The 14,751-nt window shown below is 63.9% G+C and carries 5 protein-coding genes; 3 read left to right on the top strand and 2 right to left on the bottom strand.

The genetic code is table 11. The features are described 5' to 3' along the window. Positions 1 to 18: 18 nt before the first annotated feature. Positions 19 to 9,654 (top strand): Ig-like domain-containing protein, encoded by a 9,636-nt coding sequence (locus HNP46_RS22250; protein ID WP_184593279.1) that lies wholly within the window; start codon positions 19 to 21, stop codon positions 9,652 to 9,654. A 103-nt stretch (positions 9,655 to 9,757) separates the two neighbouring features. Beyond that, on the top strand, positions 9,758 to 10,666 hold the full coding sequence (locus HNP46_RS22245) for an OmpA family protein (protein ID WP_184593277.1): 909 nt from the start codon (positions 9,758 to 9,760) through the stop codon (positions 10,664 to 10,666). Positions 10,667 to 10,883: 217 nt separating this feature from the next. On the opposite strand, the gene HNP46_RS22240 is transcribed toward HNP46_RS22245, so the two are convergent. Beyond that, positions 10,884 to 11,360 (bottom strand): PaaI family thioesterase, encoded by a 477-nt coding sequence (locus HNP46_RS22240; RefSeq protein WP_184593452.1) that lies wholly within the window; start codon positions 11,358 to 11,360, stop codon positions 10,884 to 10,886. 228 nt (positions 11,361 to 11,588) lie between these two features. After that, entirely contained in the window at positions 11,589 to 12,521 is a 933-nt protein-coding gene (gene pbpG, locus HNP46_RS22235; protein WP_184593275.1) for a D-alanyl-D-alanine endopeptidase, read from the bottom strand. A 506-nt stretch (positions 12,522 to 13,027) separates the two neighbouring features. On the opposite strand from pbpG, the gene HNP46_RS22230 reads away from it, so the two are divergent. Then, a complete protein-coding gene (locus tag HNP46_RS22230) occupies positions 13,028 to 14,707 on the top strand; it encodes an AMP-binding protein (RefSeq protein WP_184593273.1) in 1,680 nt (559 codons plus the stop codon). The last annotated feature ends 44 nt before the right edge of the window (positions 14,708 to 14,751 follow it).

Below are 14,751 nucleotides of genomic sequence, written 5' to 3'. Positions count from 1 at the left end.
TCAGGTTTGTTAAAAAAAATGGCAATTGAAAACATCGGTCTCATCGCCGTCACCGAGAACGCAGCCAGGAAGGTTGCGTTTAAATCCGGTGGCAAGATCAAGGCAAAGGCGGGTACCAAATACCTGTTCCAGGTCGAGAATGGCGACATCGCGCCGGAGAACGTGACCGTCAAGCGTGTCGGCAAGGATCTGCTGATCTCCTTCGAGGGCAGCGATGCGACGGACCTGACCATCGAGAATTTCTACGCCGACGGCATGGAGCAGCAGCTCTACGGCGTCGCTGAGGACGGTCAGCTCTACGCGTACGTGCGCACGGACGGCGAAGGCTTTTACGGTCAGCTGCAGCTGGCTGATGGCGAGAGCGCACCGATCGCCCTGGGTGGCGCGGGCCTCGGTCCGATGCCGGTAGTGTCGGGTGAGAGCGACGACGCGGCCGGTTTTGTGCTGTGGCCTTTGCTGCTGGGTGCTGCTGCGCTGGCGGCGGGTGCGGCGGCGATCATCCACCACAACAAGGATGATGGCCACAAGAAGCACACCAGCCCGGCCCCGACCAACATGAAAGCGATCGACGACGTCGGTCCGATCCAGGGTGAGCTGCACAACGGCGACATCACCGACGACGCGCACCCGGAAATTTCCGGTAACGGCGTTCCAGGCGCGATCATCCACGTCTTCGACAACGGCCAGGAAATCGGCTCGACCACCGTCAATCCGGACGGTACCTGGTCGTTCACGCCCGAACTCGCCGATGGCGCGCACAGCATCGATATCACCCAGGTAGTGCCGGGCGACAAGCCCAGCGGCCACGTACCGGTCGTCGACATCGTCGTCGATACCGTCCCGCCCGCCGCGCCGACCGCCGAAATCGACGGTGCCAAGAGCGATGGCGAGCACACCTACAGCAACGACGACAAGCCCACTATCCATGGTGATGGCGAGCCGGGCGACAAGATCATCATCGTCTTCCCCACCGGCGAGAGCGTGACCACCATCGTCGACCCCCAAGGTCACTGGGTAGCTCCCGAGCCGACCCAGCCGCTGCCCGAGGGCAACAACGAGATCAAGGTGATCGAGCAGGACCCTGCCGGTAACGAAACCGAAATCACCATCCCGGTGATCATCGACACCATCGCCCCGAATGCGCCGGAAGTGCACCTGGACCCGGCTTCGGACACGGGCATCAAGGGTGACGACATCACCAGCGACACCAAGCCGACCATCGATGGCAAGACCGAGCCGGGCGCTGACATCACCGTGATCATTCCGACCACTGGTGAAGAGATTCACACCAAGGCTGATGAGAATGGCGAGTGGTCGGTAACACCGACCAAGGACCTGCCCGAAGGCAACAACGACATCACCGTGATTGCAACGGACCCGGCGGGCAACCAGAGTGAGCCGACCGTCATTCATGTGGTGATCGACACCACCGCTCCGGACGCGCCCGAGGCCCATCTGGACCCGGCGTCGGATACCGGCGTGAAGGGTGACGACATCACCAGCGAAACCAAGCCGACCATCGACGGCCGGACCGAGCCGGGCGCTACTGTGGTCGTGGTCTTCCCGACCGGCGAGAGCGTTACCGCCAAGGCCGACGAGAAGGGTGAATGGTCGGTTACTCCGACCCAGGACCTGCCCGAGGGCAAGAACGACATCACCATCATTGCCACCGACCCGGCGGGCAACAGCAGTGAGCCCACGGTCATTTCCGTGGTGATCGATACCACCGCTCCAGACGCTCCGGATGCCTGGCTGGACCCGGCGTCCGATTCGGGCACCAAGGGCGACAACATCACCAACGAGACCAAGCTGACCATCGACGGCAAGGCCGAGCCGGGCTCCGATGTAAAAGTCATCTTCCCCACCGGCGAAGAAATCCACGTCAAGGCCGACGAGAAGGGCGACTGGAAGGTAACCCCGACCCAGGACCTGCCCGAAGGCATCAACGACATCACCGTCACCGCCACTGACGCCGCCGGCAACGAAAGCCAGCCGACCGTCATCAGTCTGGACATCGACACCACTGCGCCGGATGCCGACAAGCTCGCCATCACCGGCGTGCTGGACGATGTCGGCCTGGTCACCGGCAACATCGAGAATGGCGGCACCACCGACGATGCGCACCCGACTATCAATGGTACCGGCACCGCCGGCGACACCGTGGTCGTGTATGCCAAGGACGTCACTGGCGATCATCCGATCGGCAGCACCACCGTCAAGGAAGATGGCACCTGGTCCCTCACTCCGGAGCTTCCGCTGCACGCGGGTGTGAACGAGCTGACCGCACACGAGCTCGATGCGGCGGGTAACGAGACCATCAGCAAGCCGTACGACATCATCCTGGACATGGGCAGGCCGGACGTTCCGACCATCGACAGCGTCTACGACGACGTCGAGGCCTATACCGGTTTCCTGCAGAAAGGCGACGTCACCAACGACAGCAAACCGACCTTCGAAGGCACCGCGCAAGCCGGTAGCACCGTCAAGCTGTACGACGGCGACAATGTCCTGATCGGCAGTACCACCGCCGATGCCAAAGGCCATTGGACCATCACCCCCGAAACTGACCTGGCCGATGGCAAGCATGAAGTCCATGCCACCGCGACCAACGCCATCGGCGTGGTCAGCGATCCCACCGGCCCGTGGCCGTTCGTCGTCGATACCAAGGCTCCGTCCAACGTCACCGATCTGGTCATCACCGACGATGTCGGCGCCGTGACCGGTCCGCTGCACGACGGCGATACCACCGACGACAACAAGCCCACCTTCAGCGGTGATGCCGAGCCCAATGGCAAGGTCATCATCTATGACAACGGCGAGAAGATCGGCGAAGCCGACGTCGACCCCAATGGCAAGTGGGACTTCACGCCCACCACCCCGCTGGACGATGGCGAGCATGCCTTCACCACCGAAGTTCTGGACCCGGCCGGCAACAGCAGCGGCCAGAACCAGCCGATCCATGTGGTCGTGGATACTTCCGATATCGAAGTGGCCATCGTCCGCCTGATCGACGATGTCGGCAGCATCACCGGCGACATCGCGCCCAACGGCGTGACCGACGATACTCGCCCGGAAATCCAGGGCACTGGCAAGGCCGGCAGTATCGTTACCCTCTTCGACGGCGACGTCGAACTGGGCAGCACCACCGTCGACAGCCGCGGTAACTGGAGCTTCACTCCGAGCACCGAGCTGGCTGAAGGCGATCACAGCATCACCGCCAAGGCCACCGACAAGGCGGGCAACGTCAGCGAATCGGCGAAGTTCGATTTCAGCATCGATATCACCGCGCCGAACAAGCCGACCATCGACGGCGTCATCGACGACGTGGGCGCCATCCAGGGCCCCATCGCCAATGGCGGCGTGACTGACGATTCGACCCCGACCCTCAACGGCAAGGCTGAAGCCAACGCCATCGTCACCATCTACGACAACGGCGAGAAGCTGGGCTCCGTGGTGGCCGACAAGGATGGCGACTGGAGCTTCACTCCGACTTCGCCGATCAACGAAGGCAAGCACGACTTCACCGTCGATGCGACCGACAAGGCTGGCAACACCAGTCCGAAATCCGACGTTTACACCGTCATCACCGACTACACCGCGCCGGACATGCCGAGCATCACCGGCGTTCTGGACAGCGTCGGCGAAGTGACCGGCAACATCCCCAATGGCGGCAAGACCGACGACTCGCGTCCGGTCATCAGCGGTGAAGGCACCGCCGGCGACGTCATCACCGTCTATGCCAACGACCCGATTGCCGGCAACCACCCGATCGGCTCCACCACCGTCGGCGAAGACGGCAAGTGGTCGCTGACTCCGGAAGTGCCGCTCAACGTCGGCCTGAACGACCTGACCGCCGTCGAGACCGACCCGGCCGGCAACTCCACGCAGCCGTCCGAGCCCTACAGCTTCACCTTCGACCCGGTCGAGCCTGGCGTACCCGTCATCGTCAACATCTTCGACGACGTCGGCCCGTACACCGGCTTCCTGCAGAAGGGTGACGTCACCGACGACAACCAGCCGACCATCAACGGCACCGCCCAAGCGGGCAGTACCGTCAAGCTGTACGACATCAACAACGTACTGATCGGCAGCGCCACCGCTGACCAGGACGGCAACTGGAGCATCACTCCGGCGACCGCACTGGCCGATGGCAAGCACGACGTCTACGCCACTGCCACCAACGACATCGGCGTGGTCAGTCAGCCCACCGGCAAGTGGGACTTCATCGTCGACACCGCCGCACCGGACAACGTCACCAACCTCGTGGTCATCGACGACGTCGGCCCGAAAACCGGCCAGTTGTTCGACGGCGACACCACCGACGACAACCGCCCGACCTTCAGCGGCGACGCCGAGCCCAAAGCCACCGTCGTCATCTATGACAACGGCCAGCCGATTGGCAGCACCACCGCCGCCGACGATGGCAAGTGGGAGTTCACCCCGACCAAACCGCTCAACGACGGCGACCACGCCTTCACCACCGAAGTCATCGACCCGGCGGGCAACAGCAGCGGCCAGAACGATGATCCGCTGCACGTGATCGTCGACACTTCCGCCGTGGGCGTCGCCATCACCCACGTCATCGACGACGTCGGCAGCATCACCGGTGACATCGCCCTGGGCGGCGTGACCGACGACAAGCGTCCGGAAATCCAGGGCACCTCCAAGCCGGGCAGCATCGTCAAGATCTTCGACGGCAGCGTCGCGCTGGGCAGCACCGTGGCCGATGCCAAAGGCAACTGGAGCTTCACCCCGGCCAAGGACCTGGTCGAAGGCCCGCACACCATCGCGGCCATCGCCACCGACAAGACCGGCAATATCAGCGACCCGGCGAAGTTCAACTTCATCGTCGACACCACTGCGCCGAACAAGCCGACCATCGACCAGGTGTTCGACGACGTGGGCAGCATCCAGGGTCCGGTACCCAACGGCGGTGTCACCGACGATTCGACCCCGACCATCTCCGGTAAAGCCGAAGCCGGTTCCACTGTCGTCGTCTACGACAACGGCCAGAAACTCGGCTCCGTGGTTGCCGATGCCGATGGCAAGTGGAGCTACACCCCGACCACGCCGATCAGCGAAGGCAAGCACGACTTCACCGCCGATGCCACCGACAAGGCTGGCAACACCAGTCCGAAGTCCGACGTCTTCACCATCATCACCGACTACACCGCACCGGATGCCAGCAAACTGGCCATCACCGGCGTGGAAGACAGCGTCGGCACCATCACCGGCAACATCGACAACGGCGGCACCACCGACGACCCGCGTCCGGTGATCCATGGCACCGGCACCGCTGGCGACCTCGTCACCGTCTACACCAAGGACAGCACCGGCAATCACGTGATTGGCAGCGCCGTGGTGGATGCCGATGGCAAATGGTCCATGAAGCCGGAACTGCCGCTGGTCTCGGGCCTCAACGACCTGACCGCCGTCGAGTCCGACCCGGCCGGCAACGCCACCGCGCCGACCGACAAGTACAGCATCACCCTCGACCAGACCGCGCCCCAGGCACCGGTGATCGTCAGCGTGTATGACGACGTCGGTCCGTACCAGGGCTTCCTGCAGAAGGGCGACGTCACCGACGACAACAAGCCGACTGTCAATGGCACCGCGCAAGCGGGCAGCACCGTTCGCCTGTACGACACCAATGGCGTCGTGATCGGCAGCACCACCGCTGACAGCAAAGGCAACTGGACCATCACCACCAGCGAACTGGCCGACGGCAAGCATGAAATCTATGCCACCGCCACCAACGCCGTGGGCGTGGTCAGCGAGCCGACCGGCAAGTGGGACTTCACCGTCGACACCAGCGCACCGTCCAACGTCACCGACCTGGTCGTCACCGACAACGTCGGCGCCGTCACCGGCCCGCTGCACAATGGCGACACCACCGACGACAACCGCCCGACCTTCAGCGGCGACGCTGAGCCCAACGGCAAAGTCGTCATTTACGACAACGGCAACAAGATCGGCGAAGCCGATGTCGATGCCGACGGCAAATGGGAATTCCGTCCGACCACCCCGCTGGACGACGGCAAGCACGACTTCACCACCGAAGTGCTGGACAAGGCTGGCAACAGCAGCGGCCAGGGCGACAAGCTCGACGTGATCGTCGACACCTCAGGTGTTGGCGTCGCCATCACCCATGTGATCGATGACGTCGGTTCCATCCAGGGCGACATCGCCATGGGCGGCTCCACCGACGACAAGCGTCCGGAAATCCAGGGCACCTCCAAGGCCGGCAGCATCGTCAAGATCAGCGACAACGGCGTCGAACTGGGCAGTACCGTGGCCGATTCCAAAGGCAACTGGAGCTTCACCCCGTCCAGCGACATGGCCGACGGCAAGCACGACATCGTAGCCATCGCCACCGACAAGGCGGGTGTCGTCAGCGACCCGGCCAAGTTCGACTTCATCGTCGACACCATCGCCCCGGCCAAGCCGACCATCGATCAGGTGTACGACGATGTGGGCAGCATCCAGGGCCCGATCGAAAATGGCGGCGTGACCGACGACTTGACCCCGACCCTGTCCGGTAAAGCCGAAGCCGGTTCCACCGTAGTCGTCTACGACAACGGCCAGAAGCTGGGCAGCACCACCGCAGGCGCTGACGGCAAGTGGAGTTACACCCCGACCACGCCGATCAGCGAAGGCTCGCACGACTTCACCGTCGACGCGACCGACAAGGCCGGCAACACCAGTCCGAAGTCCGATGTGTTCAACATCATCACCGACTACTCGGGCCCGGATGCCAACTCCACGCAACTGGTCATCGACAACGTCACCAGCGACAACACCATCAACAACGCGGAGTCCAAGGGCAACGTCACCATCAGCGGCAAGGCGACTGGCGAGTTCCAGGCTGGCGACATCGTCAGCTTCAAGCTCGACGGCACCACCTACAGCGCCTCGGTAAAAGCCGACGGAAGCTGGAGCGTGGATGTGCCCGGCAGCAAGCTGGTCGACGACAGCGCCCACAGCATCAACGCCACCCTGGTGGCCCACGATGCCGCGGGTAACGCCGGCAGCATCAGCGCCAACCATCCGTACCAGGTGCAGCTCAACGGCCTGTCGATCACCAGCATGAGCAAGGACTCGGCGATTGATCTGGCGCACGCGTCGGACTTCATCACCGCTGATGGCTCAGCCGGCCGAGGTGTCTACGGCACCATCGAGCAGTCGCTGACTGGCACGCAGAAGGTGCAGATTTCCGTCGATGGCGGCGCCACCTGGAAGGACGCGGTCACCACCGGCCTGAACTGGGTTGCCGTGGATGCCGGGGCGCACGATGCCAACTGGACCATCCAGGCGCGCATCGTGGACAACGGTGTTTCCCAGGCCGAAGCGAGCAAGGCAGTGACCTTCCTCGGCGGCATCGGTGCACCGACCATCACAGACGTTCCGGGTACTGAGGGCACCTACACCGACGCCAAGGCAGCCAACGGCAACGACGTGAATGTCTCGCTGGCGGGCACCAATGCCAAGGCCGGTGACACCCTGCACATCATCTGGGGCGACACCACCTATGACCAGGTGCTGAGCGCGGCCGACGTGGCGGCGGGTACGGTGACGGCCAAGGTACCGGCCCAGCAGACCACCACCCAGGGCGGAAAGTGGGACTTCTCGGTGACGGCGCAGATCGTCTCGCAGGAAGGCCAGATCAGCGCACCGAGCGCGGCGATCGACGTGCATGGCGAGGGTTGGAAGACGCTGGCGATCGATGACTTGAACCGTAACGTGACCGGCACTGGTACTGAGGCGGTTTATCAAGGGGGCGGTGTGACCATCACCTCCAATTCGGCTTCGCTTGCTCATTTCAATGGCGATAGCTCGGGTAAGGCTGGTCTGAGTATCGACAACCCGGCCGTGGGTGATACTTCGGTCTATATGCAGATCAACTTCACCCAGCCGGTGAGTGAGTTCTCCATCAACATCACCAACCTGCAGAACACCTACGGTGGCTCGCACGTCGTCATCTACGACACCAGCGGCAACGTACTCTTCGACCAGATGGTGACGGCTGACGGAACGGCCGGTAACGCTGCTTCCAAAGCCTTCAGTTTTGCCGCCCCGTTGGGCGTCGATATCGGCAAGGCGATGATCTACGGTGATGGCTCGGGTAGCCTGGCCAACGCTGGTGGCCTGACGGTCGATACCCTGAAGTTCCAGCAGGTGCACCATGCGCCGGGCTACAACGACACCTTCACCAATGAAGTCGGCAAGACTACTTCTGGTGCCGGCTTCCACAGCGACGAAGGGCATTTCACCCTGACCTCGCAGGGCACGGTCTCGGTGCGCAGCGCGGCTGAGCACAACCTGGACGGTCCGTACCTGTACATCGGGACCGGCACCAGCGCGATCAACAACTCGGCGGCGATCTTCACCTTCGACCAGCCGGTGCAGTCGGTCTCCTACAACCTGTGGGGCCTGGAATCCGAGGCTTTTGCACCGGGCAACTACTCGAAGCTGGAGGTGTACGACACCAATGGCACGCTGATCTTCACCCGCAACGTCACCAACAATGGACAGAATGACAATGTGGCCACTTACAACTACGAGCAGGTGTCCTACACCGCGCCCGAAGGCATCAGTATCGGCCAGGTGAAAGTGTTCCAGGACAAGAACGGCACCCTGCTGGACAACTTCACCACCGTCCTGGCGCCGACGGCACCATCGGGCCAGAAGTTGGTCGACAACAGCTGGGAGACCTTCTTCGACGAGGCCAGCGCCACCCATGCCGTGGACTGGCACGGGCAGAGCTTCGGCACGACGGCATACAGCGGTGATGGTTCGTTGGTTGGCTTCCACAGTGATAGCGGCAGCTTCACCATCACTGGCAATGCGATGAAGAAGGCCTCTGGCTCGGTCTGGACCAATGCATCGGCAGGCTCCATGTTCGTGGACAACGCCCAGGTCGCCGTGGTGACCTTCGACAGTGCCCGCTCCAAGGTCGAAATCGGCGCCACCGGCATCGAGAAAGGCAACACCGCAGTCATCAAGGTGTTCGACACCGACGGCCAACTGCTCGATACCCTGAACCTGACCAACCCCTACGCGCAGTACGATATCCAGACGATCTCGTACGAAGCGGACGGCAACCGGATCGGGCGCATCGAGATCACGGGCGAGGCGGGCGGTACGCACATCATGAGCATCTCCTCCGCGGAAACCCAGGTATCGGTCGAGCACGACATCGTGTCCATGGTCGTCGACCCGGTGGCCTACTTTGCCCAGGACAATGCGCACATCTTCGGCGGCACCGGCCTGGATACGCTCAAGCTCACCGGCGCCAACCAGGTCCTGGACCTGACCACGCTCACCGGCGACAGTGGCGCGGCGAAGATCAGCAGCATCGAGAAGTTCGACATCACGGGTACTGGCAACAACACCCTGAAGATCTCGCTGAACGATGTGCTGCACCTGGGTGAAACCGACCTGTTCCAGAAGGACGGCAAGGTTCAGGTGCTGGTCGATGGCGACGCCGGCGACCAGGTGCAACTGGCCAACCTGCACGACCACGGCAGTGCGCCGGGGACCTGGCAGGCCAGCGGCACCACCAGCATCGGTGGCGCGACCTACAACGTCTACAGCTACAGCAACCTGGATGCCGAGGTCCTGATCAAGCAGGCCGTGACCGCCTCCATCGTCTAAGCCCGCTTCTGGAAAGGGCGGCGGGATAGCCATCCCGCCGCCTGCTCCGGACCCTATTGCCCGCTCCGCCGCCAGCGGCGGAGCCAACCAGAGACATGTCCAAATGACTTCGAATCTTCGCAATGGCGCCGCCAAGGCCAAGCGTCAATGGCCCCTGGCCCTGGCCGCCCTGGCGGTCTTCACCGGCCTGCATGCCCAGCAGAGTCTGGCTTTCTCCAACAACGATGCGATCTATGGTGAGGCCTACCAGAAGCAGCAGTCGGTGTCGGCGCAGCAGGCCCAGATCATCCTGTTCCGTGGCAATGACACCGGCAAGGAAGCCGCCCACGTCTACATTGACGGCCAACTGCAAAGCGCCCTGATGCCCGGTGGCTACACCACCTTCTGCACCCCGGCCGGCGAGCACTCGCTGGAGACCTACATCGGCGACGCGCCGCTGTATACCGGCAAGCGCAACCCGCAGAGCTACGCCAAGCTCAGTGGCGGGCAGACCTACGTCCTGGAGGCCCCGATCGCCGGCAGCACGCCGATCGTACACACCGGCCGCGAAGCCGAGCAGAGCCTGCAAGGTCTGCGCCGGCAGATCCACGTGATCAGCCGTGCCAGCTCGGTGGTGCCGTGCCAGGGTGAAACCAAGCTCACCCTGCGTAGCGACGTGCTGTTCCAGTTCGGCAAGAGCGGCTACAAGGACCTGACTCCTGAAGGTCGGCAAATGCTGAACAAGGCCGTGCAGGACATCCAGCAACAGTCGGATATCGGCAGCATCGACGTGATCGGCCACGCCGACCCCATCGGCAACGCCGCCGCCAACCAGCGGCTGTCCCAGCAGCGCGCCGAAACCATCCGCCGCGTCCTGCAGGAACAGGGCATCCAGGCCAACCTGCTGCATGCCAGCGGCCGCGGCAGCTCGGAGCCGGTGGTGCAGTGCGGCAGCGGTTCGCGCAAGGAACGCATCGCCTGCAACGCACCGAACCGCCGTGTGGAGGTGGTTATCCAGAACGGCCAGCAGTAAGCCCGGCCTGCGGGATCCGGCGCGCTGGCGTTTCGACTGCCCCCATCGGGTGTGTGAGACGTCGAGCCGGGAATCGCATATATGGCTTGCTCGTGCTGACTGAGCGCGGACAACGCCAACCGGAGTTCGATTCTTGCGGGCTTTCGGACCCTGAAGCGCGCCTCGAGAGGCGCGCTTTTTTTCGCCCGCGGAAAAGTGCCGGGCTGGCGCCGGATCTTCAGCGCCCGAGGATCAGGCAGGTGGTGGAGCCGGTGGCGTAGAGCCGGCCGTCGACATCGTAGAGGCGGCCCTCGGCCAGGGCGGTGGAGCGGCCGATGTGCACGATGCTGCCCTCGGCGCGGATCGGCCCGGTGTCGCGGGTCAGGGCGCGGATGTAGCTGATGCGCAGGTCGGTGGTGGTGTAGCCCAGCCCCGGTTCGAGCATGGTGTGCACCGCGCAGCCCATGGCTGAGTCCAGCAGGGTCGCCGCGTAACCGCCGTGCACGGTGCCCAGCGGGTTGTAATGGCGCATGTCCGGGGTGCCCTGGAAGATGAAGCGGCCCTGGCCCCATTCCAGCGGAACGAAGCCGATCAGCGCGTTGATCGGCGGGGCGGGCAGTTCGCCGGCGCCAATGCCGTCGAAGAACTCCTGGGGCGACTTGCCGCGCAGCTCCTGCAGCGACACCACGCCGGGTTCGGCCAGGCGTTGGCGCATGTCCGCCGCGGCAGCCTCCCAGGCGGCGATCTTCTGTTCACGGGTGAGGGTCAGGTCGGTCATCGCAGGCTCCAGTGCTTATCAAATATTACGTTCGTCATACTATCATTGAATGATGACGGGCATATAAGTGGTGGAAGCGCCATCCAGCAGGGCTGAAACGACAGGGGGAAAGGAAGAAAGGAGAGGGCGGCTGGCGGAGCGGTCTCCGCCAGCGCGAGGAGCAGCTTACTCGGCGGTGGCCGTGATGTTGGCTGCGCGCGCCTGGCTGCGCTGGGCCTTGTACTGCAGGGCGACGGCGGGCACCGGGGAGGCGACGCCGGTTTCCACCCAGCGGCGGATGCGGCTGGCGTCGGCCACGTGGGTGCGTTTGCCGAAGGCATCGAGCAGGGCCAGGGCGACCGGGCGGCCGTTCATCATGGTGATCATCACCAGGCAGTGGCCGGCGTCGTTGGTGAAGCCGGTCTTGGTCAGGCGGATGTCCCACTTGCCGTTGCGCACCAGCGGGTTGGTGTTGAAGAAGCTCAGTGAGTAGCTGGGCTTGCTGAAGCGCGCGTCGCTGGTGGCGGTGGTGCTCGCCGCGCGGATCTGCGGGTAGGTGTAGGCGGCCTTGGCCAGGCGGATCAGGTCGGTGGCGTCGGAGACGTTGTGGATCGACAGGCCGGTGGGCTCGACGTAGTGGGTGCGGGTCATGCCCAGGGATTTCGCCTTGGCGTTCATCGCTGCGACAAAGGCTTTGGAACCGCCCGGATAGTTGTGGGCGAGGCTCGCGGCGGCGCGGTTTTCCGAGGACATCAGCGCCAGCAGCAGCATGTTCTGGCGGCTGATCATGCTGCCCAGGTGCACGCGGGAGAACACGCCCTTCATCTCGGCGGTCTCGGAGATGTCCACCGGGATCAGTTCATTCATCGGCAGCTTGGCGTCCAGGGTGACCATGGCGGTCATCAGCTTGGTCACCGAGGCGATGGGCACCACCAGGTTGGGATTGCTGGAGTAGAGGGTCTTGCCGTTCTCCATATCGACCACCAGGGCGCTGCCCGAAGCAAGCACCAGCTCCTTGGGCGAGGCCGCTTTGGCGGTGGAGGCGGCGAGGGTGTTCGATGTACAGACAACAGCGGCACAGGCAAACAGCAGGCTCAGTATCGAACGACGACTAGTCATGGATGAAATTCGCAAACATTGAGTGGGAATGTGTCTACATCCATGTAGGCATTTTCGGCGAAGTCTACTGCAAGGTCCGTCATAGCGCACGTGGCGTGGGGCGTCTCAGTTTGCGACAGGCTGAGACGTGGCGCCGACCGCTACAGGGAAGCCGTGAATCGCGCTGCCAGTCGCGGCGCGGCAGCTTGCCCGAGCTGTTGCGAAATGCAACCGGAACGACTCCCCGGAAGTTAGCCAGAATCCCTCTGAAAGCCGCGCTGCATAGGGCTGCAAGCTTGGGTGGCACGCTTTGTGAGTAGCTATCCTGAAATGAGCGGAGGCATCCGGCCCGATCGGCTGCCGATGGTCGGGGTTGCGTTTACCTTTACGTTAACGTAAACATGTTTCGCAGCCCGCGACCGGCCAGTCAGTCCGGCAGGGCTGCCAGCTCGGCCCTCGGTGCATGCACCGCTGCCAGGGCCGATCGTTCAGCGTTGATCCCAGAACAAGCACAACAAGGGAAAGCCATGAACCACCTGAGTTACACCCGCGGTCCGCAGGACAAGCCCCTGCTGGCCATGACGGTCGGCGCAGCCTTCGACGCCACCGTCGAGCGCTTCGCCCAGCGCGAGGCTCTGGTCGTGCGCCACCAGAACCTGCGCTACACCTGGGCCGAACTGGCCGAGGTGGTCAATGGCATTGCCCGCGCTTTCCTCGCCCTCGGCCTGCGTCCCGGTGACCGCCTGGGGATCTGGGCGCCCAACTGCGCACAATGGTGCGTCACCCAGTTCGCCAGCGCCAAGGTCGGCGCCGTGCTGGTCAACATCAACCCGGCCTACCGGGTGAATGAACTCGAATACGCGCTCAAGCAGTCCGGCTGCCGCTGGCTGGTGTGCGCCGACGCCTTCAAGTCTTCCGATTACCACGGCATGCTCGCCGACCTGCTGCCCGAGATGGGGCAGGGGCGTCCGGGCGAGCTGTCCAGCGACCGCCTGCCGGAACTGCGCGGGGTGATCAGCCTGTCCGACAGCGCGCCCGCCGGCTTCCTGCGCTGGAGCCAGCTGGAGCCGCTGGGCCGTGGCATCGCCGCTGCCGAACTCGCCGAGCGCCAGGCGCTGCTGCAGTTCGACGAGCCGATCAACATCCAGTACACCTCCGGCACCACTGGTTTCCCCAAGGGCGCCACGCTCAGCCACTACAACATCCTCAACAACGGCCTGATGGTCGGCGACAGCCTTGGCCTCACCGAGCACGACCGCCTGGTGATCCCGGTGCCGCTGTACCACTGCTTCGGCATGGTGATGGGCAACCTCGGCTGCCTGACCCACGGCTCCACCATGATCTACCCCGCGCCCAGCTTCGAACCCGAAGCAACCCTGGCGGCGGTGGCGGAAGAGAAGGCCACGGCGCTTTACGGCGTACCCACCATGTTCATCGCCGAACTGGACCACCCGACCCGCCGCGACTTCGACCTCTCCAGCCTGCGCACCGGCATCATGGCCGGCGCCACCTGCCCGATCGAAGTGATGCGCCGGGTCATCGACGAGATGCACATGGCCGAGGTGCAGATCGCCTACGGCATGACCGAGACCAGCCCGGTGTCCCTGCAGACCGGCCCGGAAGACGACCTGGAAACCCGCGTCACCACCGTCGGCCGCACCCAGCCGCACCTGGAAAGCAAGATCATCGACGCCGACGGCCGCATCGTCCCGCGCGGCACCATCGGCGAGCTGTGCACCCGTGGCTACAGCGTGATGCTCGGCTACTGGAACAACCCGCAGGCGACCTCCGAGGCCATCAGCCCGGCGCGCTGGATGCTCACCGGCGACCTCGCCGAGATGGACGAAGCCGGCAACGTACGCATCGTCGGGCGCAGCAAGGACATGATCATCCGCGGCGGCGAGAACATCTATCCGCGCGAGATCGAGGAATTCCTCTACACCCACCACGCCGTGGCCGACGCCCAGGTGATCGGCATTCCCGACGAGAAGTACGGCGAGGAGCTGGTGGCCTGGGTCAAGTTCCACCCCGGCCACAGCGTCGCCGAGGACGAACTGCGCACCTTCTGCAAGAACGCCATCGCCCACTTCAAGGTGCCGCGTCACTTCCGCTTCTGCGACGAGTTCCCGATGACGGTGACCGGCAAGATCCAGAAGTTCCGCATGCGCGAGATCAGCATCGAAGAGGTGCGCATCAAGCGTGGCTGATTGCGGCAAGACCTCCTGCACCCAGGACCGCTTCAGCAGAACCG

The sequence above is a fragment of the Pseudomonas nitroreducens genome (assembly GCF_014204515.1).
GTDB lineage: Bacteria > Pseudomonadota > Gammaproteobacteria > Pseudomonadales > Pseudomonadaceae > Pseudomonas > Pseudomonas nitritireducens_A.
This window is presented reverse-complemented; position numbering and strand designations above follow the sequence as displayed.

Excerpts from the sequence above, each read along its gene's own strand:
- HNP46_RS22240 (WP_184593452.1), bottom strand. The coding sequence starts at position 11,360 with ATGCGCCAACGCCTGGCCGAACCCGGCGTGGTGTCGCTGCAGGAGCTG.
- HNP46_RS22245 (WP_184593277.1), top strand. The coding sequence starts at position 9,758 with ATGACTTCGAATCTTCGCAATGGCGCCGCCAAGGCCAAGCGTCAATGG.
- pbpG (WP_184593275.1), bottom strand. The coding sequence starts at position 12,521 with ATGACTAGTCGTCGTTCGATACTGAGCCTGCTGTTTGCCTGTGCCGCT.
- HNP46_RS22250 (WP_184593279.1), top strand. The coding sequence starts at position 19 with ATGGCAATTGAAAACATCGGTCTCATCGCCGTCACCGAGAACGCAGCC.
- HNP46_RS22230 (WP_184593273.1), top strand. The coding sequence starts at position 13,028 with ATGAACCACCTGAGTTACACCCGCGGTCCGCAGGACAAGCCCCTGCTG.